This is a genomic window from Simplicispira hankyongi (assembly GCF_003570885.1).
GTDB classification, from domain to species: Bacteria; Pseudomonadota; Gammaproteobacteria; order Burkholderiales; family Burkholderiaceae_C; genus Simplicispira; species Simplicispira hankyongi.
Window position 1 is genome coordinate 1397675 of record NZ_QXJC01000001.1, and the last position, 24194, is coordinate 1421868.

The following is a 24194-nucleotide window of genomic DNA, read 5'->3' on the forward strand; positions in this document are numbered from 1 at the left end:
CCCTACTGGAGGGCCAAGGCCCGCCCGCCCGACAGCTTGAACACGCTGACCGCCTGCACCAACGCTTGCGCCTGCGTATCCAGTGACTGCGCTGCCGCGGCAGCCTCCTCGACCAGCGCCGCATTGCCTTGGGTCACTTGGTCCATCTGCCCCATGGCGGTGTTGATCTGGTCGAGCCCGCTGGTCTGCTCGCCGCTGGCCACGGCCAGTTCTCCCATGATGTCGGTCACCCTGCGCACATTGACGACGATCTCGTCCATGGTGCTGCCTGCCTGCTCCACCAGTCGGCAACCTTCCTCCACATTGCCGACAGAGGCTTCGATCAAAGCCTTGATTTCTCGTGCTGCGGTGGCCGACCGCCCTGCCAGGCTGCGCACCTCCGTAGCCACCACGGCAAACCCCCGGCCCTGGTCACCGGCCCGCGCAGCCTCCACCGCCGCATTCAGTGCCAGGATATTGGTCTGGAACGCAATGCCATCGATAACGCCGATGATGTCGGCGATCTTGCGCGACGACACATTGATGGCCTCCATGGTATGCACCACCTGTGCCACCACGGCACCGCCACGCACGGCCACATTCGCGGCATCCGCTGCCACCTTGTTGGCATGCTGGCTTCCTTCGTAATTCTGACGCACCGCAGCGCCAATCTGCTCCAGAGATGCGGCGGTCTGTTCCAGCGAGGCTGCCTGCTCTTCAGTCCGTTGAGACAGGTCCAGGTTGCCCGCGGCAATCTGGCCGCTGGCTGAGGAAATGGCGTCCGAACTGCCCCGCACACCACCGACGATCTGCGCAAGCGATGCACTCATCGTCCGCAGCGCCTCCAGCAATTGGGCCATTTCATCTTGGCCCTCGGGCAGGATCTTCCCGGTCAGATCGCCCTTTGCCACCTGCTGCGCCACACGCAAGGCTTGGGCAATGGGATGGGTAATGGAGCGTGTGATCAGGACGGCGGCAGCCACACCAATCAGAAGCCCCAGTAAAACCAATCCGCCCATGAGTTGTTTTGATAACGCAATATCCTGCTGTGCGTTCGCACCACTGGCAACGACAATCCGCTTTTGCAATGCGGCCAGGCCGGCAATCGAGGTTTGCAGGGTTTCAATGGCCTGCAAGGTTTCCCCATTCATCAACTGCACGGCTTCGTCGTGCTGGCCCTGCCCCACCAAGGCAGCCACCTTGGTGAAAGACTGAACGTATTGACCGCGCTTTTCCTTGATCTCCGCTAGCAATAATTTGCCTTCCGGCAACTGAACCAACTTCTCCAGCGTAAGCAGTGCCTCATCAATGGTTTTTTTGTTTTTGGCAATGGCCTCACCGATCTGCGTCTGTTGCTCCGGACGGGATGACACCAGCAATTCCAAGGTGCGTTTGGCGTTGGCCTGAGCAGCGGCATTGATGGTGCTGGCGGCGTCGGCCTTGACCCAATCTTGCTCAATGATGCGGCTGTTGGCCTTGCCCGCAGCAGAGAACTCCACCACCGCAGCTCCATTGCCGATGAGCATCAGCACCAGCAAAAGCCCAAATCCCAAGCCCAAACGGCGCCCTATGGGCAAATTGCTTAGTTTCATCAAACCCCTCCAGTGGATAGAAAACCGCGACAAAGCGACTATCGACGGTTTTCCAGGAGAGGTGGACGGCCTTCTCGTTCAATCGTGATGCAAATCAAGCGCTATATGCTATTTCCCTACGGCGATGCACACCCAGCGCCTACCTTGCATGGCCTGCTACCTGCATTAGGGGGAGGTCACGGCTAACCGCCTGGCATCTCTGCGCAAGAAAGCAGCAATTAAGGCCACAACTGCAGTGGAGAGGGGGAAGATCTCATCGAAGTGAATGCTGCACATGCCTATTCGGAAGAAGTTGTCCGAGTGTGCAGCCAGGGCATAAGAAAACCCGCCGAAGCGGGTTTTCTTAAATGGCGAATTGCTCGCGGTTCTGGTCCTGAATCCAGCGCGGTGGCTTGCCGCGGCCGGTCCAGGTCTGGCCCGTGGCGGGATTGCGGTATTTGGGAGCTACTTTGGAGCCGCTGCTGGAACTGCGTGCGCGGCCTGAGGGGAATACGTCCTGTGCGGTCAAACCAAACTCGGCTACCAACGCCCGAACCTGGGAAACCGCACCGGCCAACTCCAGTTGACGGGCTTGCTGAATTTGTTGTTCCAGGGCTTCGCGCTGCTTCACGAGTTCTTTGTAACTTGGCATGGTGCTTCTAACGATTTGGGTGGAGGAGCTTTGATTATAGAAAAAAATATTGGCCTTTGCAGGAATTCACCCTAGCAATTACCAATTCATTTCGGGGCGGCGCTGCATTCTCATCGCGATGCACTAGCATGGTGCACTGATGTGAATGGATACGATCGAGAGGTTTTCATCCTCGTTGCAGCAAAATTCCATCAGATCAATCGGCTTCAATCGCCTCATCTGCAAATTCAGGCAATTGCCTGCGTGCCCGCACGCGGTCGATTCGGCGCCCCTCCATCGCCAACACCTCAAATAGCCAGCCGGCACAGGCAATGGTTTGCCCAACGTCGGGTAGGTTCCCCCATTCGGCTATCAATAATCCTGCCAGCGTGTTGTATCGCCCACGATCCTCGTCGGGAAGTTCTTCGATGTCGAGCCGCGCCTTGAGTTCCGGTATCGGTATTTGGCCTTCCAGCAGCCAGCTGCCATCGTCCTGCACCACGGCCCAGGCGTCCATATCCACATCCGGCTGCAATTCGCCCGTAATCGCTTCGAGTAAATCCCGTGGCGTCATGATCCCCTGCACCACGCCATACTCGTCCACAACAAACACCAGACGCCCGAGGCGGGTGCGAAATTGCTCCAGCAATTCCATTCCCGTCAGGGTTTCGGGCAAATAGGACGCTGGCTGGGTATATTCACCAATCTCGCCCGGCGCCTGCCAGCCCAATTCAAGCAATCGCGCCACGCTGACAACGCCCACCACATCGTCCAGTGATCCGCGGCACACGGGGTACCAGGAATGGGCGCCTTTTTCTCCTGCTGCGCTTGCATGCTGCAGGGCTTGCGCAACGGTATTGCTGGCATCCAGCCAATCGACGTCGCCGCGCGGCACCATGAGCGATGTCAGGGGCCTATCGTCCAGATGGAACACGTTTTGCACCATCTGGTGCTCGTGGTGCTCGATGACGCCCGCATCGCGCCCTTCGGCCAGGCTGGCGCTGATTTCCTCTTCCGTGACGGCACGGCCGGCCTCGTTGTTCACACGCAGCAACGCGAGCACCCCTTGCGTCGAAAGCGACAGCAGGCGCACAAAGGGCCGCGCCACGCGCGCCAGCCAGGTCATGGGGCGTGCCATGGCACGCGAGACGGCTTCAGGGTAGAGCTGGCCAATGCGCTTGGGCACCAGTTCGCCAAACACAATCGTGATGAACGTGATGACCGTGACCACAATGGCCGTGGCAGAAATGCCGGCCGCGCCGGCAGTCATGCCCAATCCCATCAGTTTGAGTGCCAAGGCTTCGCTGAAAGCGGCTTCCCCCAGAATGCCGTTGATCATGCCGATGGAGGTGATCCCCACCTGGACGGAAGAGAGAAACTGGGTGGGGTTCTCAAGCAGCGCCAGCGCCGCCTGGGCCCCCTTGTCGCCAGCTTGCGCCATGGCGGTCAGCCTGGCTTTGCGACTGGACGCGAGCGCCAGCTCCGACATCGCAAAAGCGCCGTTGAGCAGCGTCAACAGCGCGATGAGGAGAAAATTCATGAATCCAAAAGAAACAACGACACGATGGCACTGTACTGTATTGGCGACCTGCAAGGCTGCGACGGCGCATTCGAGCGCCTGCTGGCGCATATTGGATTCTCAGCCAGCCGCGACACCGCCCTGCTGCAGGGCGATCTGGTGAACCGGGGGCCCGATTCGCTTGCCGTACTGCGCCGCTGTGTGGCGGCCGATGGCGCGCTCTTGTGCCTGCTGGGCAACCACGATCTGCACCTGCTTGCCGTCGCTGCCGGGGCCCGTGCGCCGGGGCGGCGCGACACGCTGAACGCCGTGCTCAACGCACCCGATCGCCCGCTTCTGCTCGACTGGCTGCGGACGCAGCCATTGGCGCGCCTGCACCCGCATGGCGGCGAGACCTTGCTGGCCGTGCATGCCGGCGTGCTGCCGCAATGGAGCGCCGAATACACCGTGGCGCTGGCGGGCGAGGTGCAGGCAGCGCTGCGGGAGCCGGATTACGCGCTGTTCCTGCGGGCCATGTACGGCAATACGCCGGCCCGCTGGAGCGACGCACTGCAAGGCAGCGAGCGCCTGCGCGCCATCGTCAACGGCTTGACGCGCCTGCGCTTTTGCACCCCCGACGGCGCCATGGATTTTTCCAGCAACGAATCGGCTACCGAGCCGCCACCAGGGCTGCTGCCCTGGTTCGAGCTGCCTGGGCGGCGCACCGCAGGCCAGCTCGTCACGTTTGGCCACTGGTCCACACTGGGCAAGCTCGATCGCCCTGACCTGCTGGGGCTGGACACCGGCTGCGTCTGGGGGGGATGCCTGAGCGCGGTGCGTTTCGGCAAGACCCTGGCGCAACGCGAGTGGCTGCAGGTAGCTTGTCCGCAGGCGCAGAAACCAGGCTGAAAACGCTATCTAAAAAATAGCTGGATACGCTTGTAGATCAAGCGCTAGAGGCCAATTTCTCTTGAAATTCAGGCTCGCAAGCCTGCGCCGCTTCAGGCGCAGGCGCCTTGAACAGCGCCGCCACCTTGCGCCGGGGCTTGATATTGGGCGAGGCACCGCTGCGCGCCGGGCGCACGGTCGCTTCCCAGCCTGGGGCCGCGTCCGTCTGCGGAGCTTCGTAGGGTTTATCGAAAAATGGGTCGCGCGATACCGGCGCAGGACGGAAGCCGCTGCGCGCACGCTCCGGCCGCTCGAACCGCTCGGGACGCTCGCCACGTGGGGCGCGGGGCGCGGCATGGCGCCCCTCCCCCTCCTGCCAGACGCGCCGGCCGTCGTTGAAATGGCCGCGCGGGCGCTCTTCGTCGTATTCCAGCGCTTCGATCTCGATCTTGGTCTTGAGCAGTTTTTCGATGTCGGCCACCAGGCGCGCGTCGCTGCCCGAAACCAGCGTGACGGCGAGGCCCGAGGCACCGGCGCGGCCCGTACGGCCGATGCGGTGGACATAGTCTTCGGCGTTGAACGGCACGTCGAAGTTGAAAACCGCCGGGACGTCCTTGATGTCCAGGCCGCGCGCGGCCACGTCGGTGCAGACCAACAGATCGACTTCGCCGCTCTTGAACGCTTCAAGCGCCTTCAAGCGTTCGTCCTGGCTCTTGTCGCCATGCAGCGCCGTGGTCTTGAGGCCCTCGCGCTCCAGGCTGCGGGCCAGGCGCGCGCAACCGAGCTTGCTGTTCACAAAGATGAACGCCTGCTTGATGCCCCGGCTCTTGAGCACCTGGTGGATGGCGCGGCGTTTGTCGTCGTCGCCCGCGCTGTAGAAATGCTGCTCGACGGTTGAGGCCGTCTCGTTGGGCCGCGCCACTTCGATGGTGACCGGGTTTTGCAGGTAGCTGCCCGCCAGGCGCTTGATCTCGGGCGAGAACGTGGCGCTGAACAAGAGCGTGGTGCGCTGCTTGGGCAGGTACGAGAGGATGCGCTGCAGATCGGGCAGGAAGCCGATGTCGAGCATGCGGTCGGCCTCATCGAGCACCACGTATTCGACCTGGTTGAGCACCGCGTTCTTGGCTTCGATGTGGTCCAGCAGGCGGCCGGGCGTGGCAACCAGGATTTCAACGCCCTTTTTCAGCTCCAGCGTCTGCGGCTTCATGTCGATGCCGCCAAACACCACGGTGCTGCGCAGCTTGGTGTACTTGGCGTACAGCGCGACCTGCTGCGCGACCTGGTCGGCCAGTTCTCGCGTCGGCAGAAGCACCAGGGCGCGCACCGGGTGGCGCGCGGGCGAGGTGGAACTGCTTTCGTGCTTGAGCAGGCGCTGCAGGAGCGGCAGCGAGAACGCCGCCGTCTTGCCGGTGCCGGTCTGGGCGGCGCCCATCACATCCTGGCCCGTCAGAACCACCGGAATGGCCTGCTCCTGGATGGGGGTCATGGACTCGTAGCCCATTTCGGCCACGGCGCGCGCCAGCGGCTCGGCCAGCGAAAGATTGGAAAAGGAACTGGTCAAACTGGTCATTAAGGCGACGCTGAATAAGCTTGCGCGATGCAGCGCGCCCTGGATCGGGATGGGCTGCAAGGCGCAAACCACAGCGATAGCCGCAGCTATCGCGAGGGTTTGCAACGCCGCAGACCGTCCCGAGCCAGGGATGCGCCGTGCGCGAGGGGCTTGTTCAGCGTTGCCTAAGCCCGCTATTGTCGCACCGTGAGTCGCAGGAGGCCAGCGCCGCCTCCCGCAGGGGCTACAGAGCGCGCGCCGAGAAGGTGTCGCAACGCTGAAGGCTGCCGCTTTGCAGCCCCGTATCGAACCAGTGCTGGCGCTGCGCGCTGGTGCCGTGGGTAAAGCTCTCAGGCACCACCGCACCGCCACCGGCGCGCTGCAAGGCATCGTCGCCAATCTTCGCGGCCGCGTTCATGGCCTCTTCGACATCGCCCTGCTCCAGGATCTGGCGCGCCTGCTGGGCATGGTTGGCCCAGACCCCGGCAAAGCAGTCGGCCTGGAGCTCAAGCCGCACCGACAGCCGGTTGTAATCGGCCTGCGAAACCCGGCCACGTGCCTGATCCATCTTTTGGCTGATGCCCAGCAGGTTCTGCACGTGGTGGCCAACCTCATGCGCAATCACATACGCCTGGGCAAAGTCACCCGGGGCACCAAGCCGGTTCTTGAGCATTTCGTAAAACCCGAGGTCGATGTACACCTTGCGGTCCGCAGGACAGTAAAACGGCCCCATGGCCGACTGCCCGGTGCCGCAGGCCGTGGGCGTGGCGCCGCGAAACAGCACCAGATGCGGCTTCTGGTACGTGCCGCCCTGCTGGCGGAAAACATCGGTCCAGACATCTTCGGTATCGGCCAGCACGGTCGAAACGAAGCGCGCCATCTTGTCGTCCGCGGGCGGGTGCCTGGCAGGCGCCTGCTGCACCTGCGCCGGGCTGCCGCCGCTGAGCAGCCCCAGGATGGTCAGCGGGTTGATGCCCAGCGCCCAGCCGCCAAGGAGCGCCACCACGATGGTGCCAATGCCAATGCTGCGCCCGCCAAACCCCGGCACGCCCCCACCGCCGTCGCGCCGGTCTTCGACGTTGTCGGATTCTCTGTTGCCTTCCCATCGCATATGCGGCTCCTTAATGTCCTGAGTTGGAAGTTCGTTGATGAAATAAAGATGTCGAAATCGTCTCCAGGCCAGGCGCAAACCACAGCGATAGCCATCGCTATCGCGAGGATTTGCAACGCAGCATGGGGGCGATTCTCGGCGTCTTTATGAAACGAATTTCCAACTCAGGACACTAGCGGGCGGCGCCCGGCTGCGGCGCCATTATGGTGCGCCTCATCCGTGCAGGTGCCGGCACAGGGGCCGAGGGCGATCACGCCTTGGGCAGCGTCACGCCCACCTGGCCCTGGTACTTGCCGCCGCGGTCTTTGTAGCTGGTCTCGCAGACCTCGTCGCTCTCGAAAAACAGCACCTGGGCGCAGCCCTCGCCCGCATAAATGCGCGCCGGCAGCGGCGTGGTGTTGGAGAATTCCAGCGTCACATAGCCTTCCCATTCGGGCTCGAAGGGCGTGACGTTGACGATGATGCCGCAGCGCGCGTAGGTGCTCTTGCCCAGGCAGATGGTCAGCACGTTGCGCGGAATGCGGAAGTACTCCATGGTGCGCGCCAGCGCAAAGCTGTTGGGCGGAATGATGCAGCTCTCGCCATGGAAATCGACAAAGCTTTTCTCGTCGAAGTTTTTCGGGTCCACCACCGTGCTGTGGATGTTGGTGAAGACCTTGAATTCGGGCGCGCAGCGGATGTCGTAGCCATAGCTGCTGGTGCCGTAGCTGATGATTTTCTGGCCCGCTACCTCGCGCACCTGTCCGGGCTCGAAGGGCTCGATCATGCCGGTCTGCTCCGCCATGCGGCGAATCCATTTGTCGCTTTTGATGCTCATCGCAGGTGTCCTGGGTTGGAAGTTGACTGAAAAAGGAAAGGGGTCGAAATCGTCGTCAGGCAAGGCGCAAACCACAGCGATAGCCGCAGCTATCGCGCGGATTTGCAACGCCGCATGGCGGCGATTCTCGGCGCCTTTCTGAAGCCAGCTTGCAACCCAGGACGCCACGTCCTTGGCAGGTACTATGGTTTCGATAGCTGTATGCGCTTATGGAATATGCGCTAGAGCCCTATTTTGCTTGAGAAATCACTGTGCTTTCAATCAGCCTGTCGTCGCCGAGCACGATCATCGCGAAAAGCAGCTCTTCCAGGTTGCACGCCTGCGCCGTGCGGCGCGCCAGGAGCGGCGTGGCCTGCGGGTTGAGCACGACGAAATCGCCCTCGCAGCCGGGCTGCAGGTTGCCGATCACGCCACCCAGGCCCAGCGCCTGCGCCGCACCGGCCGTGTGGCGCCACCACAGCGTGGAGGGCGGCAGCGACACGCCCTGCTTGGGCAGGACGCCTTCCACCGCCGTGCGCCCCACATAGTAGGCCGCCATCATGGTCTGGAAGGGCGAAAAGCTCGTGCCGCCGCCCACGTCGCTCGCCAGGCCGTAGCGGAAACCGGCGGCGTCGGCCCGCGCGAAGTCGAAGAAGCCGCTGCCGAGGAACAGGTTGCTCGTCGGGCAGACCGCCGCTGCCGTCCGGCGCTCGCGCATCAGCGCGCGGTCGACCTCGTCGAGGTGGATGCAGTGCGCGTACACGGCCCGCTCGCGCATCAAGCCGAAGCCGTCGTACACCGCCAGGTAGCTGCGCGAGCGCGGGAACAGCTCGCGCACCCAGCGCACTTCGTCCAGGTTTTCTGCCACGTGCGATTGAATCCACACGCTAGGGTGGCGCGCCGCCAGTTCGCCCGCGCCGCGCAGTTGCTCGGTGGTGCTGGTGGGCGCAAAGCGCGGCGTGATGGCGTAGCCCAGCCGGTCCACGCCATGCCAGCGGCGGATCAAGTCTTCGGAATCCAGCAGGCTTTGCTCGGTGGCGTCGCGCACGCCGTCGGGCGAGTGGCGGTCTTGCAGCACCTTGCCGCAGATAAGGCGCAGGCTGCGGCGCTGCGCCTCGGCCATCAGCGCATCCACCGACTGCGGGTGCGAGGTGGCAAAGGCCAGCGCGGTGGTCACGCCGTTGCGCAGCAGTTCATCGACGAAGAATTCAGCCACCTGCGCGCCATGCGCGTCCATGTGAAAGCGGCTCTCTTCTGGAAAGGTGTACTGCTCCAGCCAGGGCAGCAGGCCCTCGGCGGGCGAGCCGATGATGTCGGTCTGCGGGAAGTGGATGTGCATGTCCACGAAACCCGGCGCCAGGATCCGGCCAGGCAGGTGCGTGACCGGATGGCCGGCGAACTGGCGGTGCAGGGCCTGCCAGGCACCAGCGGCCTGCACGCGCTGGCGGCCCTCGGCATCGGGGGCCATGGCGAGCAGGCCGTCTTCGTCGTAAATGGCCCGACCATCGTCGGAAAACCGCAACAGGGCAGCACGGTAGATTTGCATGGGCGAGAGCTTAGCGGACCCAAAGACTCATTTCTTCGGCGTGCTCCCCCGTTTTAGGTGCACGCATTGCGCACGCCGATGGAAACCGGCACGGCCCAGGCCAGGGCCACCGTGCAAGGGCCGCCCCGCCGCACCGGTGGCGTCCCCCTGCCCGCAGCGATGCGAGAGCGGGGGGAAGCGGCGCAGCCGCACAGGGGGGTGCTTCAAATATGCACCGCGTGCCCCAGCGCCCGCAGCGCCGCTTCCTGCACCGCCTCGCCCAGCGTGGGGTGGGCATGGATGGTGCCGGCCACGTCTTCGAGCCGCGCGCCCATCTCAATCGACAGGGTAAACGCCGCCGCCAGCTCCGCCACCCCTTGCCCCACCGCCTGCCAGCCCAGGATGAGGTGGTTGTCGCGTCGCGCCACCACGCGCACAAAGCCTTTGGTGGCTTCCAGCGTCATGGCGCGGCCATTGGCGGCAAAGGGGAAAGCAGCGTCGGTGCAGTCGAGCCCGGCGGCACGCGCCTCGCCCGGCGTGCGGCCCACCACCACCACTTCGGGGTCGGTAAAGCACACGGCGGGGATGGCCATGGGCTCGAAGCGCCGTGCCTGGCCCGCAATCACCTCGGCCACCACTTCGCCCTGCGCCATGGCACGGTGCGCGAGCATCGGGTCGCCCGTAAGGTCGCCAATGGCCCAAACGCCCCGCATGGAGGTGCGGCACTGCGCGTCCACCGCCACAAAGCGCCCCGCCATGTCGAGCTGCAGCGACTCCAGGCCAAAGCCCGCGGTGCGCGGCCTGCGGCCCACGGCGACAAGCACGCGGTCAGCGGGCAGCGCGAATTCGTCCGCGCGGGCGCTGCGCACATGTACGCCGTGCTTTTCGTCAAAACCCTGCACGCTGCAGCCCAGGTGCAGCACCACACCGCTTTTTTCCAGCGCATCGAGCACGGGCTGCGTCAGCTCCTCGTCGTAGCCGGGCAGGATGCGTTCAGCCGCCTCGACCACCGCCACCTCAACGCCCAGCTTGCGGTAGGCCATGCCGAGTTCGAGCCCGATGTAGCCCGCGCCCACCACCACCAGGCGGCGCGGCAGGGTTTCGGGCGAGAGCGCACCCGTCGAAGACACCACCGGCCCGCCAAAGGGCAGCATGGGGAGCTCCACCGGTTCCGAGCCGGTGGCCAGCAGCAAATGCTCGCAACGCACCTGTACGGCTTCGCCTTCGGCGCTCTGCACGCGCACCGTCTTGCCATCTTCAATATGCGCCCAGCCTTTGATGACCTGCACCCCGGCCTTGCGCAGCAGCGCGCCCACACCGCCCGAGAGCCGGTTGACGATGCCATCCTTCCAGCGCACCGTCTGCGCAATGTCGAGGCTGGGCGATTGCACCCGGATGCCCAGCGTCGAGCCGCCCGCATGGTGCTGGGCCCGCTCGAACTCATGTGCGGCATGGATCAACGCCTTGGACGGGATGCAGCCAATGGTCAGGCAGGTGCCGCCCAGGCGCTCGCCCTCGACCAGCACGGTGGGAATGCCCAGCTGCCCGGCACGGATGGCGGCCACGTAGCCGCCGGGACCGCCGCCGATAACCAGCAATTTCGTTGTAATGTCCTTCGTCATCGCCTCACTCCACGAACAACAGGGCCGGGGTTTCGAGCAGCGCGCGCATGGCCTGGATGAATTGCGCGGCGTGCATGCCGTCGACCACGCGGTGGTCGAACGAGGAGGAGAGGTTCATCAACAGCCTGCCCACCACCTGACCGCCCCGCAGCATGGGCCGCTCGACGATGCGGTTGACGCCGACGATGGCCACCTCGGGGTGGTTGATGACCGGCGTGCTGGCAATGCCGCCCAAGGCCCCCAGGCTGGTGAGCGTGATGGTGGAGCCCGACAGCGCATCGCGCGCCGCCTTGCCACTGCGCGCGCCTTCGGCCACGCTGGCAATGCCGGCAGCGCAGGCCCACAGGTCCAGGCTTTCGGCGTGGCGCAGCACCGGCACCATGAGCCCGCCCTCGGTCTGCGTGGCGACACCCAGGTGCACGCCGGCGTAGCGCGTGACCACGCCCGCCTCGTCGTCGTAGCGGGCGTTGATTTGCGGGAACTCGCGCAGCGCCAGCACCATGGCGCGCGCCAGGAAGGGCAGCACCGTGAGCTTGCCGCGCGTGGCGCCGTGCAGTTGGTTGAGCTTGGCGCGCAGGGCCTCCAGCTCGGTGACGTCGATCTCCTCCACGTAGCTGAAATGCGGAATGCGGCGCTTGGACTCCTGCATCTTCTGCGCAATCTTGCGGCGCAGACCGATGACGGGGATGGCCTCTTCGCCATGGCGTTCGGCGTAACCCGCAGGGCCTTGGGCGGGTGCCTGGCCGCCGCTGGCCGCATGGGCGTCCAGGTCAGCCTGCAGGATGCGCCCGGCCGGGCCACTGCCGTGCACGAAGCGCAGCTCCACGCCCATGTCGAGCGCGCGCTGGCGCACGGCGGGGGATGCGAGTGGGCGCTCACCTGCCGTGCGCACCACGGCGGGCGCACCGCGCGGCACTGCAACGGGGCGCAAGGACGCGGGAGCAGCTTCCGCCGGAGCCACGCGCTGGGCCGGTGCGGCTGCAGGCGGATTATTTTTCGCTACCGAAACAGGAGCTACTGGCGCTTGATGGGCGGGCGCTGGAGCCGAATTTTCCTTTAAATTCCCGGCACCCTCCACTTCCAGTCGCACCAGCTCCGAGCCGACGGCAATGGTGTCGCCCACGGCGCTGCCCAAGGCCAGCACCTTGCCGGATACGGGCGACGGGATTTCCACCGTGGCCTTGTCGGTCATCACGTCGGCAATGGATTGGTCTTCGGCCACCACATCGCCCGGCTGCACGTGCCAGACGACCAGCTCCACTTCGGCAATGCCCTCGCCAATGTCGGGCACGCGGATTGCGTAAATACCCATGGTCATGCCTCCACTGCGCGTTTGAGCGCCGCGCCAACGCGCTGCGGCCCGGGGAAATAGGCCCATTCCTGGGCGTGCGGGTAGGGGGTGTCCCAGCCGGTCACGCGCTCGATGGGGGCTTCAAGGTGGTAGAAGCAATGCTGCTGCACCAGGGCCGCCAGTTCGGCGCCAAAGCCGCCAGTGCCCGTGGCCTCGTGCACGATGACGCAGCGGCCCGTCTTCTTGACGGAGGCCACCACGGTCTCCAGGTCCAGCGGCCAGATGGTGCGCAGGTCGATGATCTCGGCGTCCACTTCGGTTTCGCGCGCCGCGCACTCCGATACCCAGACCATGGTGCCGTAGGTCAGCACCGTCACCGCCTTGCCGGGGCGGAACACCGCCGCCTTGTCGAGTGGCAGCGTGTAGTAGCCCTCGGGCACCTTGCCCATTTCATGTTTGGACCAGGGCACCACCGGCCGGTCGTGGTGGCCGTCGAACGGGCCGTTGTAGATGCGCTTGGGCTCCAGGAAGATGACCGGGTCGTCGTTCTCAATGGAGGCAATCAGCAGGCCCTTGGCGTCGTACGGGTTGCTGGGCATGACCGTGCGCACCCCGCAGACATGCGTGAAGATGGCTTCCGGACTCTGGCTGTGCGTCTGCCCGCCGTAGATGCCGCCGCCGCAGGGCATGCGGATGGTGATGGGCGCCGTGAAGTCGCCTGCCGAGCGGTGGCGCAGGCGCGCTGCCTCGGAGACGATCTGGTCCATGGCTGGGTAAAAGTAGTCGGCAAACTGGATTTCCACCACCGGTCGTAGCCCGTAAGCACCCATGCCCACCGCCGTGCCGACGATGCCGCCTTCCGAAATCGGCGCATCGAAACAGCGCGACTTGCCGTATTTGGTCTGCAGGCCCTCGGTCACACGGAACACGCCGCCGAAGTAGCCCACGTCCTGCCCATAGACGATAACGTTGCTGTCACGCTCCATCATCACATCGAGGCCCGAGCGCAGCGCCTGGATCATGGTCATGGGCACGGCGCCCGCCAGCGCCGCAGGGTTTTTTTCTTGTGTTTCCATGGCTCAAACCCCCAACTGCTGGCGCTGCCGGCGCAGGTGCTCCGGCATTTCTTTGTAGACATCGTCAAACATGGTCGCGGCGCTGGGCACGCGGCCATCGAGCAGGGTGCCGTAGCTTTCGGCTTCCTTTTGCGCCGCGATCACCTCGGCCTCCAGCTCCTTTTGGGCAGCGTCGTGGCGCGCTTCGGTCCAGTCGCCTATGGCAATCAAGTGTTGCTTGAGCCGCGCTATCGGGTCACCCAGCGGGAAGCGCTGCCAATCATCGGCCGGGCGGTATTTGGACGGATCGTCCGACGTGGAATGCGGCCCGGCGCGGTAGGTCACCCACTCGATCAGCGTGGGGCCGTTGTTGGAGCGGGCCCGCTGCGCCGCCCACTGCGAGGCGGCGTAGATGGCCAGGAAGTCGTTGCCGTCCACCCGCAGCGAGGCAATGCCGCAGCCCACGCCGCGCTGGGCGAACGTGGTGCCCTCACCGCCGGCAATGGCCTGGAAGGTGGAAATCGCCCACTGGTTGTTGACCACGTTGATGATGACCGGCGCGCGGTACACGTGGGCAAAGGTGAGCGCGGTGTGGAAGTCGGCCTCGGCCGTGGCGCCGTCGCCAATCCAGCCCGACGCAATTTTGGTATCGCCCTTGATAGCCGACGCCATGGCCCAGCCCACGGCCTGGATGACCTGGGTGGCAAGGTTGCCCGAGATCGAGAAGAAACCGGCGCGTTTGTACGAATACATCACCGGCAATTGCCGGCCCTTGAGCGGATCGCGCTCGTTGCTCATGAGTTGGCAGATCAGCTCCACCATGGAGATGTCGTCCCGCGAGAGCAACAGGCCCTGCTGGCGGTAGGTGGGAAAGCACATATCGCCGTCTTCGAGTGCCAGCGCATGGGCCACGGCAATCGCCTCCTCGCCCAGACACTGCATGTAGAACGAGAGCTTTTTCTGGCGCTGTGCGACCAGCATGCGGGCGTCGAAGATGCGCGTCTTCATCATGGCCCGCAGGCCGCGGCGCAGGCGCTCGGGGTGCAGGGCCGGCGCCCAGGGCCCCACGGCCTGGCCATCTTCGTCCAGCACGCGCACCAGATGCTGGGCCAGGTCGGCCGTCTCGGCAGCGGGGCAATCGGGTGGGGGTCTGCGCACCGCGCCAGCGGGCGATACGCTCAAAAAAGAAAAATCCGTCTTGCAGCCGGGTCGCCCAGTAGGCTCCGGCACATGCAGCTTGAGGGCTGTGTGCGATGTCATCCACGGTCTCCGTGCGCGATGGTGTCGCGCCATGGTTTCGGGTCGGGCGATGCGCCAACTTTCAGCGTACGCCCTTCTTGCGCGGTAGCGCAACCGGAAATTCTAAGCCCGGAACCCCAGGTTGCTCAGCACGGAACTTGTTGCTCCGGCACGGCGTTGCTGCACAAGCCCAAAAAACGAAACGAGACGAGACGCCCCACCCCAGACGGAGACGGAGCTATGCCATGGCACTCACGGGCACCGTTGTCGCTCGCTCCCGTTGCGTGAACCGGTTGGGCTGGGCCGCGCGCACAACGCCGTCCCCTGGCGCTCAAGGGTGCGTGCCAGCCACATGCACGTTTGACAGCGGAAGGCACTCTTCGCTGCCATCGGCCAGAGTTGATGCGCTCAAAAAATAAGCGAAACTGAAACTACAAAACGCCTCAGTCAGTGTTGGGCTGAAAACAGCAGTTTTTAGAGCCCCCCTACAGGGTTTTTTTATTGCGCAAGAATTCCTCAATTTTCGCTTCAGGAACCCCCGGGCTGAATAGGAAGCCCTGAATTTCATTGCACTTTAGCAGCCGAAGAAGCTTGGCCTGCTCATTGGTTTCTACGCCTTCCGCAATAACCCGCAAGTTCAGGGAATGCGCCAGGGAGATGATGGCAGAGACAATGCTCCTATCGTCGGCATTGCTGGTCATGTTGATGATGAATGCCCGATCAATTTTTAATGAATTGATCGGCAACTTAGCGATATAGCTGAGCGAAGAGTAGCCCGTTCCGAAATCGTCAACCGCCACCTCAACACCCATTTCCCGGATGGCATGAAGCTTCTGAATGTTGGCTTCGACATCCTCCATGATCAGGCTCTCGGTAATTTCAATCTCCAGCCCACCGCTGTCTCTTCCTAAACTGCTTAATACGCGTTCTACAGTACTGACGAAATCTTTTCTTCGCAGTTGAACTTGCGAAACATTGACGGCAATGCGAGGGGCGATCAAGCCTTTCGCCTGCCATCCACGGAAATCCGTCATCGCTTGCGCCAAAGCCCAGGCGCCCGCCTCAATGATCATCCCGGTTTCTTCAAGCAGTGGAATGAATTTCCATGGCGGGACCAAGCCGGTTTCCGGATCGTTCCAGCGCATCAACGCCTCCACCCCCACGATCTGGTTGCTCTTGAGATCGACTTTAGGCTGGTAATGTAGAACCAGTTGTTCTAGCTCGAGTGCCCTACGCAGCTTGTTCTCAAGTGTCAGCTTCTCGGCGACCCGGGCATTGAGCACCGGGGTATAGAACAAATACTTGTCACCCGAGAGCTTGCTTTTCTTCAGAGCAGCTTCGGCGTTGCGGAACAAGGCATCGGCATCTTTTCCATCATTAGGGAAAATAGCGATACCCGTTCTGGCCGATATGCGCAGTTCCTGACCTTCCAGCGTGAAGGGTCTGCCCAGGGATGTCGCAACCTGACTCTCAAAGAAGCGCACCACATCTGCCTCTTCCCTGATATTTGACAAAACCATGGAAAAACAGTCTGCGTTGATACGCGCCAGATGGTCCACCCCAACCCCCGTTTCAATTAGGCGCTCGGCTACCATTTTCAGCAATGCATCCCCAGCGTGCCGCCCAAACGTCTCATTGATACCTCTAAAACGCTCCAAATCGATGGCCAGAACCGCCACCGTTTCTCCACTTCTCACGTCATGCAGATGCTGGCCCAAGCGATCGTAAAACACCGTGCGATTCGGTAGACCGGTAATAGCATCATAGTAGGCCAGATAATTGAGTCTCCCTTCTTTTTTCAGGTTATCCATGGCGAATGAAATATCTCCCGCTATTTCAATCAAAAGCCGCATTTCCTCCTCATCGAAAACACCTGTTTCCGCCGCATAGAGCACGAACACGCCGACCGGCTTACCCTCCAGAATGAGGGGGAGCACTACCACTGAGCGGTAGCCACGGCTCAGCGCCTCGTCGCGCCAGGTGGCGATGCGTTCGTCGCTGGCGATGTCATTGCAGATCACCGGCTTCGCTTCGGTCAAGGCTTGTGCGGTTAACGCACAACTTCCTGGTGCGTCATCATGGGTTGTCAAATTGACCTGCGCCAGATATCCGTCATCGTGGCCAGCCTGGGCGACCGGCGTCACCTGCTGGCTGTCTGCGGCATATTTTCCTATCCACGCAAAAGTAAACCTACCTTGATCCACCGCGATGCGACAGGCTTCCCTGAACAACTCCCCTTCCTCACGGACACGCACAATTGTTGTATTGATGCCGCTGAGCACGCTGTAAATTCTATTTAGGAACTCAATCTTTGATTCCTGCACCTTGCGCAGAGTGATGTCGCGCGCGATGGTGGACAAATACTCCACCGATTCGTTGTGTCCCTTGTGGGCGAGAATCACCTGAAGAACCGGAATCTCGCGGCCGTCCGGCCCGAGGATGGCCGTTTCCCCACTCCATACCCCATGGCTGAGCGCATGCGGAATACCTTCCTCCATCACCAGCTTGCCGGCCCATTCCGGATAAATATCCTGACTTCGGATCTTTGGCAAATCCTTCTCTTCAATCCCCATCAATTGCAAGCCTGCCTGATTGCTGTAAAGCATTCGGCCATCCAGCGTCGCGGTACCAATCAAGTCGGGGGTTGCCTCAATGATCGCTACCAGCCGCGCCTGCTCCTCCTGAATACGCTTGCGCTCCGCGACTTCCAGCGTCAGCGCGGCGGTCCGCTCCTGGACCAACTGCTCCAAATGCTCGTGCAACCTGGCGCGCTCCAGCGCCACCGCAACTTGGTTGCCGACGACGCACAGCATCTTCAGCTCCACTTCGTCAAACAGACCCTGCTCAGGCCCGACCAGGTTCATAACGCCCATGGCCCGGTCACCGGTCCACAAGGGCACGCTGGCGTGGTACCGCAAGCCCTGCATGTCGCCCTTGCCCCCTTTAAAGCGTTCGCATTCCATGATGTTGCCGACATGGCCCAACTCTCCCGCGAGAAAACGGCGCCGGCAGTCGCACAATCCATCCATGGCACCTTCACGCAACAAGGCTGGCGGCAGATTGCGCGCGGCCACGGTCCGAAAGCTCGACTCCCTTTCCCATAGCGATATCCAGCCAGCCTGAACCCCGGGTAACTCCAAAGCCCGTTCTAATGCAACTTCTGCCACCTCACGTTCGGTAATTGCTTGATTTAGACCGGCCACGATACTGCCCAACCCATGCAGTACCTGGTTCGAATGCTCCAATTCCGTCTTGCGTAGCCTGAGCTCGCTGTTGATCTCCACCGCCTGTTCGTAGGTCGAAATCAACAGATCGAGCATCTGTTGCCGCTCGGCGGTAATAAGATGCTTTTGACCGCCGAGTTCAATCTCAAGGCCCATCTGCATCTTCTGGCTCTTGCGCATCTCCAGGTTCATCAGCAGGTAGTCAATGCGCGACAGCAGGTAGTCCCCGCCATAAGGTTTGCGGATGAAATTGTCTGCTCCGCACTCCAGCCCCCGGATCACATCCTGAGGGTCCGAGAGCGTGGTTACCAGCATGACCGGAATGTCCCTCAGGCTCTCGTCCGCCTTGATCGCCTTGCACAAACCGTAGCCATCGAGCTCGGGCATCACGACGTCGCTGATCACCAGGCTGGGCTTGCAGCGTGCGAGCAATGCGAGCGCCTCGCGGCCGTTGGCGGCGGCCGTCACCAAATAACCTCTCTGCTCGAGCAGGTGCGCAAGCTGCGCCGCCTGGGTTGGACTGTCCTCGGCAATGAGAACCTCCACCTTGCCGTTCGTTTTCTGGTTGGTTTTCATGGATCGTTCTGTCTTATTTTTTGCACACCAAGCTTATTAACACCGGGGCGATCTTCTCCGGCGGGAGAACCAGCGTCACCGCATCGAGCTTGATCGCCTCGCCCGGCATGCCGTGCACCACGGAACTTTCCTTGTCCTGAGCGAATGTCGTCGCACCCCTGTCCCGCAGCAGCTTCAGCTCCTCGACGCCGTCGCGTCCCATACCGGTCAGCAAGCCAGCGACTGCATCACGTCCATAGACTTCGGCGACCGAACGCAGAAGATAGGAAACCGAGGGGCGCAAGCCGTTCTCGGGCTCGTCTTTGGTTAGTACGATTTTTCCACCCCGCTCCATCCGCATCTGAAATTCATCGGGAGCCACATACACATGGCCCGGACGAATAGGCTCATCATGCGCGGCGAGATGAACAGGCAGACTGGACGTTTGCGCCAACCACTGAACAAAGCCCTGGGTAAAACCGATCGCCATGTGCTGCACAATCAGTACCGGTACCGGGAAACCCTGCGGCAGCGCCGCGAGAATGGTTTGCAGCACCGGCGGACCGCCGGTCGAGGCACCGATGGCTATCACCCTTGCTTTCGCCGCGACCGGCACGAAATGGGCTTGCGCAGGGGGCAGAACTTGCGGTTGGCGCAGCGCCTTGGGCCAACGCCTGATCACCTTGACTTCGGACATCAATTTCACGGTCTGGACCAGCTCACGGGCGGTGGCTTCATGGTCCGGATGACCGATGCCCGCCGGCCGACGCAGAACTGCCACGGCCCCCGCTTCAACGGCACGAAACGTCGTCGAGACCTCGCGCGGATCCGTGCTCCCACTGACGATCACGATAGGCGTGGGGTACGTTTCCATGATCCGGCGCGTGGCTTCCAAACCATCCAGCTTGGGCATATGGATGTCCATCGTGATGACATCAGGCCGTTGGCGTGCAACAGCCACAAGCGCCTGCTCACCATCGTTCGCCGTCCCGATGACTTGGATGGCGGCATCCGCGCTGAGAATGTGAACGAGAAACTCGCGCACCACGGGTGAGTCTTCCACCACCAGGACTTTAATCATGGGCAACTCCGCCTGCTCGTGCTCATATCAGCCGCCGGACAATTTCCAGCAGGTTGCTCTGCTCGAAGCTGCTTTTTACGATGTACGCGTTGGCACCGACGTCAATGCCGCGCTCGCGGTGCTCGCGCGACTCAAGTGCCGTCACCAGCACAACCGGCATTTGTGCAAGCCGCTTGTCCGAGCGCACCTTCGCCGTGAGATCGAAGCCGTCCATGCGCGGCATTTCCACGTCCGACACGAGCAAATCGAAAGTTCCCGCCTTGAGCGCCGTGTAGGCCTCGACCCCGTCCACCGCGGTGGTGACGCTGTAGCCCGCCGATTCCAGGATGTTCTTTATCAGGGCCCTTGAGGTGATCGAATCCTCGGCGACCAGGATGGACCGTTTCACTGCAGACACGTGCTGCTCGCCAATGACGCTCGCTAGCGGGCTTGCCGCTGGCCTAATGGCCGACTGCATCATGTCGGGCACATTCAGGACCGGCACCACCTGGCCCGTCCCCAAGACGCTCGCGCCAGCGAGGTTGCGCACGCGCTTAAGTTGCGGCCCAAGCCCCTTGACCAGCACCTCCTGCTCCGCGAGGACCGCATCCACCCGGAATGCAATGCGATCAACGCCCAGGCCGAGCACCACTACCTGGACATTGTCTGCAGACACTCCTCTTACATGCGGAATTTCCAGCACATCGGCCAAATGGACCAGCGACAGCGCCTGTCCGTCGAGGGCGATCGTTTCGCGGTTCTCCACCGTCTGGATATCCTTCGCCGCCACCAGCGCCACCCGTTCCACGCTGACTGCTGGAATGATGAACAGCCGATCGCCGGCGCGAACGAGCACGCCCCGAAACGTGGCAAGCGTCAGCGGCAGCACGATGCGGAAGGTCGTGCCGGCGCCTGGCTGCACCTCCAGAGCGATGGTGCCGCCCAGCCGCTCGACTCTCTCGCGCACGATGGCGAGCCCCAGACCCCGCCCCGAAAGGTCGGTAACGATAGGGCTGGTAGAGAGGCCGGACTGAAACACCAGTGCCAGCGCCTCGCGTTCGTTCAACTTTTCCAGATCCTCCGCAGACATCACCCCAAGCTTCGCCGCAGCAGCCTTGACCTTCGCCACATCGATACCCGTCCCGTCGTCGGCGACCAGTATCTCGACTTTGCTGCCGTCCTTGTGCGCAACGGCGATGGTGAGCGTCGCATGCGCCGGCTTGCCTTTGCGCTCACGCACCGCCGGCGACTCCACGCCGTGATCGATGCTGTTTCGAAACAGATGATTGAGCGGGTCTTTGATCTGCTCAAGAATCCGCCGGTCGATTTCAATCTCATCCCCGCGAATCATCAGCTCCACCTGCTTGCCTTGATTGCGCGCAAGCTCGCGACCCAGCCGTGGGAAGGCTTCGAGCAGTGAAGAGAACGCCAGCATGTGCATTTCCTTCACATCGTGCAGGAGGCCGTCCACCATGGCGCTCAAGGCGCGATGATCGTGCGCGGCTGACGCCTCCAGCTTCGCCAGCCGGTCCTCCAGAAGCTTTATTAGCGGGGGCTCCGCATCCAGATACTCGAGCAGCTGTACCAATTCCCGCTGCACTATGGCAGCGCCATTTGGTTTTTTTGATTGTCCAAACGACCGTTCCACCGCCCGCATGGCAGGCCGAAGCTTGGCGAACTCCTTTTTCCAGGCACCAAGCGTAGCCCCGAGCTCCCGCAGTTCGCGCGCCCGCTCGCCCGCCGCCAGCCGCGGCGCAAGCAACTCCTCCGTCTGGCGCATCACCGAGTCAAGCTTCGCGGTGCGCACCCGTATGGTCTCGGTCTCCCGGTTGGAAGTCTGCAGCCCAGCAGCCGGGTCGGCATTCACGCCCAGCTCGGCGGGCACGGCGGACGGCGGGGCAGGCGCATCCTGCACCACAGGGGACGCATCTTGCAATGCAGCCTCAAGCCGGCGCACCAACGCCGCAACCGACTGCTTCTGGGCGCCCGCCTTGGCCTGGCCGGAGAAATCAAGCAGCCCGCGGAGCACCTCCAGCGTTTGATGCAGCAGATCGAAAAGTGCAGGCGTGGCGGCAACACGGTTGCGCTTGAACCCAGCGAACACACTCTCCAGGGCATGGCAAACCGATTCCATTTCCGCGAGGTTCACCGCGCGCGCCGCACCCTTGAGGCTGTGCGCTTCACGGTAGATTCTCTCAACGCTTTCCGACCGCGACTCCCCCGCCGGCAGTTTTTCAAGTTCGACCAGTCCCGAGGACATCGCCTGGATGTGCTCGCCCGCCTCGACGCGAAAGGTCACGAGGAGTTTCTTCAGGAAATCGTCGTCGCTGTTGGTGGCCATGGCTCTCCAGTCCTGTGCTGCCGCCCCCGTTGATCAGGCCTTGCTGCCGATCATGGCGCCCAGGTTCTGCCCCAACTCGTGCAGGCTGTGCGCGGCGGTCTCGGCCTGCCTGGTGCCCGCGACGTTTTGCAGGCTCGCCTGCTTGATGTTCTCCATCGCCAACGCCACTTGGTCCATGCCCACCATCTGCTGCTGGCTCGAGGCGGCGATCTGCATCGCCGCTTGCGCCGCTTCGCTCACGCTCTCGGCAAGCAACCGGATCGACTCGCCCGCTTCGCCAGACTGCTTCAGGCCCGCCTCCACCGCCTTGGCTCCCTGCTCGGTCGCCATTACCGCGGCACCGGTCGCCTTTTGAATGTCGCCCAGAATCGTGCGCACCTGCGCGGTCGCCTGCTTGGACTGTTCGGCCAGGCTCTTGATTTCCTGAGCGACAACTGCGAAGCCTTTGCCCTGCTCGCCTGCCCTGGCCGCCTCGATCGCGGCATTCACCGCCAGCAGATTCGACTGCTCTGACAAATCGTTCACGGCGGCAATGATCTCGCCAATCGCCTGGCCTTGCTCCGACAGCCGCACGATGCTCTCGGCAACCGACTCCATCTGCTCCTGGATGCGCTGCATCCCGGCAATCGTGTCCTCCACCGATTTGCGCCCAGCCTGCGACACTTGCGCCACCTTCTGCGCGCTCTCCGAGACGTACTTGGCCTTCTGGCTCGATACTCCGGCGGCCTGCTTCACCTCTTCCACCGTTGCCGTGGTCTCGCTTACCGCGCTGGCCGTCTCCGCCGCACCGGACGCCACTTGCGTCGTGGTGGCAAGAATCTCAGACGAGGACGATGACAGCTGATTGATAGCCTCCCGGAGCTGCCGCGTGATGGACCGCGTCAGAAGCGCTCCGAACGCCAGCCCCAGGACGATGGCAACGCCTGATATCGACAACAACAGCAGGAAGGTGTGATCGAGGGTCCGTGAAACCTCAGCCCGCCCTTCGGCCAACTGCTCCTGCTGCCGCTTGATGTATTGATCGGATTTCTGGCGCAACACCAAGGCAAATGGAAGCAGCTTGTCGTTCAGGGCGAGCGCCTCCTTGAGCTTTCCGCCCTCTATCAGCCGGATCCCCTCCTCCTGGCCCTCCCTGTATTTTTTCTGGGCATTGGCGATCTCATCTGCGAGACGCACCCCCGCATCCGAACGTGAGAGGCTGCGCACCTTGTCTAGCAGCGTATCGAACTGGTGGTGGCTCTCCCGCAGCTCATTCACCAGCCGGGAGCGCTGTTCCGGAAAAAGTAACAGGCCACGGTACTGCGCGACCTGGTCTCTCGCCTCCCCCCCGAGCTCCTTGGCGACAATAATGGACTGAGTGTCTTCGTCCAGAAACGCCGCGTACGCACTTTCGGTTGCCTTCAGCGAGTAGAACGCGACACCTGCCACGATCGTCAGCAGCGCCAGTACGACAACGTAGCCGCCGATTATTTTTTTTCCGATAGTCATAGTTACTCTCTCAGAATTCGGCTATTGAGGCTTGCCGTCATACCTTGTACTGCTCCGCCAGCCCCTTGAGCTTTTGTCCCAGTTCGTGCAGGCTGTGCGCGGCGGTCTCGGCTTGCCTGGTGCCCGCGACGTTTTGCAGGCTCGCCTGCTTGATGTTCTCCATCGCCAACGCCACTTGGTCCATGCCCACCATCTGCTGCTGGCTCGAGGCGGCGATCTGCATCGCCGCTTGCGCCGCTTCGCTCACGCTCTCGGCAAGCAACCGGATCGACTCGCCCGCTTCGCCAGACTGCTTCAGGCCCGCCTCCACCGCCTTGGCTCCCTGCTCGGTCGCCATTACCGCGGCACCGGTCGCCTTTTGAATGTCGCCCAGAATCGTGCGCACCTGCGCGGTCGCCTGCTTGGACTGTTCGGCCAGGCTCTTGATTTCCTGAGCGACAACTGCGAAGCCTTTGCCCTGCTCGCCTGCCCTGGCCGCCTCGATCGCGGCATTCACCGCCAGCAGATTCGACTGCTCTGACAAATCGTTCACGGCGGCAATGATCTCGCCAATCGCCTGGCCTTGCTCCGACAGCCGCACGATGCTCTCGGCAACCGACTCCATCTGCTCCTGGATGCGCTGCATCCCGGCAATCGTGTCCTCCACCGATTTGCGCCCAGCCTGCGACACTTGCGCCACCTTCTGCGCGCTCTCCGAGACGTACTTGGCCTTCTGGCTCGATACTCCGGCGGCCTGCTTCACCTCTTCCACCGTTGCCGTGGTCTCGCTCA

At 62.8% G+C, this 24194-nt stretch carries 17 protein-coding genes; 1 reads left to right on the plus strand and 16 read right to left on the minus strand.

Features of this window, described 5'->3' with window-relative positions; genetic code table 11:
• Nucleotides 1-2: 2 nt before the first annotated feature.
• From D3F03_RS06465 to D3F03_RS06475, 3 genes are all read right to left on the minus strand, one after another.
• A complete protein-coding gene (locus tag D3F03_RS06465) occupies nt 3-1571 on the minus strand; it encodes a methyl-accepting chemotaxis protein (protein WP_119108454.1) in 1569 nt (522 codons plus the stop codon).
• A gap of 343 nt (nt 1572-1914) precedes the next feature.
• Entirely contained in the window at nt 1915-2202 is a 288-nt protein-coding gene (locus tag D3F03_RS06470; protein WP_119108455.1) for an H-NS histone family protein, read from the minus strand.
• 196 nt (nt 2203-2398) lie between these two features.
• Nucleotides 2399-3721: a hemolysin family protein gene (locus tag D3F03_RS06475; protein WP_119108456.1), complete on the minus strand. Its 1323-nt coding sequence runs from the start codon at nt 3719-3721 to the stop codon at nt 2399-2401.
• Between the two features lie 24 nt (nt 3722-3745).
• Between D3F03_RS06475 and D3F03_RS06480 the strand changes: the two genes are divergently transcribed.
• A complete protein-coding gene (locus D3F03_RS06480; RefSeq protein WP_119108457.1) occupies nt 3746-4588 on the plus strand; it encodes a symmetrical bis(5'-nucleosyl)-tetraphosphatase in 843 nt (280 codons plus the stop codon).
• A 37-nt stretch (nt 4589-4625) separates the two neighbouring features.
• On the opposite strand, the gene D3F03_RS06485 is transcribed toward D3F03_RS06480, so the two are convergent.
• The 13 genes from D3F03_RS06485 to D3F03_RS06545 form a co-directional block, all read right to left on the minus strand.
• A complete protein-coding gene (locus tag D3F03_RS06485) occupies nt 4626-6128 on the minus strand; it encodes a DEAD/DEAH box helicase (RefSeq protein ID WP_119108608.1) in 1503 nt (500 codons plus the stop codon).
• A gap of 232 nt (nt 6129-6360) precedes the next feature.
• Nucleotides 6361-7227: a KPN_02809 family neutral zinc metallopeptidase gene (ypfJ, locus tag D3F03_RS06490; RefSeq protein ID WP_119108458.1), complete on the minus strand. Its 867-nt coding sequence runs from the start codon at nt 7225-7227 to the stop codon at nt 6361-6363.
• A gap of 250 nt (nt 7228-7477) precedes the next feature.
• Nucleotides 7478-8044, minus strand: coding sequence for a dCTP deaminase (gene dcd, locus D3F03_RS06495; protein WP_119108459.1), 567 nt, complete (start codon nt 8042-8044; stop codon nt 7478-7480).
• 229 nt (nt 8045-8273) lie between these two features.
• Nucleotides 8274-9569: a guanine deaminase gene (guaD, locus tag D3F03_RS06500; protein WP_119108460.1), complete on the minus strand. Its 1296-nt coding sequence runs from the start codon at nt 9567-9569 to the stop codon at nt 8274-8276.
• A gap of 203 nt (nt 9570-9772) precedes the next feature.
• Nucleotides 9773-11170: a dihydrolipoyl dehydrogenase gene (lpdA, locus tag D3F03_RS06505; RefSeq protein WP_119108461.1), complete on the minus strand. Its 1398-nt coding sequence runs from the start codon at nt 11168-11170 to the stop codon at nt 9773-9775.
• 4 nt (nt 11171-11174) lie between these two features.
• Nucleotides 11175-12482, minus strand: a complete 1308-nt coding sequence (locus tag D3F03_RS06510) for a dihydrolipoamide acetyltransferase family protein (RefSeq protein WP_119108609.1) — start codon at nt 12480-12482, stop codon at nt 11175-11177.
• A 2-nt stretch (nt 12483-12484) separates the two neighbouring features.
• Entirely contained in the window at nt 12485-13537 is a 1053-nt protein-coding gene (locus D3F03_RS06515; RefSeq protein ID WP_245960509.1) for an alpha-ketoacid dehydrogenase subunit beta, read from the minus strand.
• Between the two features lie 3 nt (nt 13538-13540).
• Entirely contained in the window at nt 13541-14776 is a 1236-nt protein-coding gene (locus tag D3F03_RS06520) for a 3-methyl-2-oxobutanoate dehydrogenase (2-methylpropanoyl-transferring) subunit alpha (protein ID WP_119108462.1), read from the minus strand.
• 464 nt (nt 14777-15240) lie between these two features.
• Complete coding sequence (locus D3F03_RS06525) at nt 15241-18555, minus strand: EAL domain-containing protein (RefSeq protein WP_119108463.1); 3315 nt, start codon at nt 18553-18555, stop codon at nt 15241-15243.
• Nucleotides 18556-18568: 13 nt separating this feature from the next.
• A complete protein-coding gene (gene cheB, locus D3F03_RS06530; RefSeq protein ID WP_119108464.1) occupies nt 18569-19615 on the minus strand; it encodes a chemotaxis-specific protein-glutamate methyltransferase CheB in 1047 nt (348 codons plus the stop codon).
• Between the two features lie 22 nt (nt 19616-19637).
• The gene (locus D3F03_RS06535) at nt 19638-21935 is read right to left on the minus strand and encodes a hybrid sensor histidine kinase/response regulator (protein WP_119108465.1); all 2298 of its coding nucleotides are present in this window, start codon (nt 21933-21935) and stop codon (nt 19638-19640) included.
• 33 nt (nt 21936-21968) lie between these two features.
• Nucleotides 21969-23423: a methyl-accepting chemotaxis protein gene (locus D3F03_RS06540; protein WP_119108466.1), complete on the minus strand. Its 1455-nt coding sequence runs from the start codon at nt 23421-23423 to the stop codon at nt 21969-21971.
• Between the two features lie 37 nt (nt 23424-23460).
• A partial coding sequence (locus D3F03_RS06545) for a methyl-accepting chemotaxis protein (protein ID WP_245960510.1) occupies nt 23461-24194 on the minus strand: 734 nt, incomplete at its 5' end.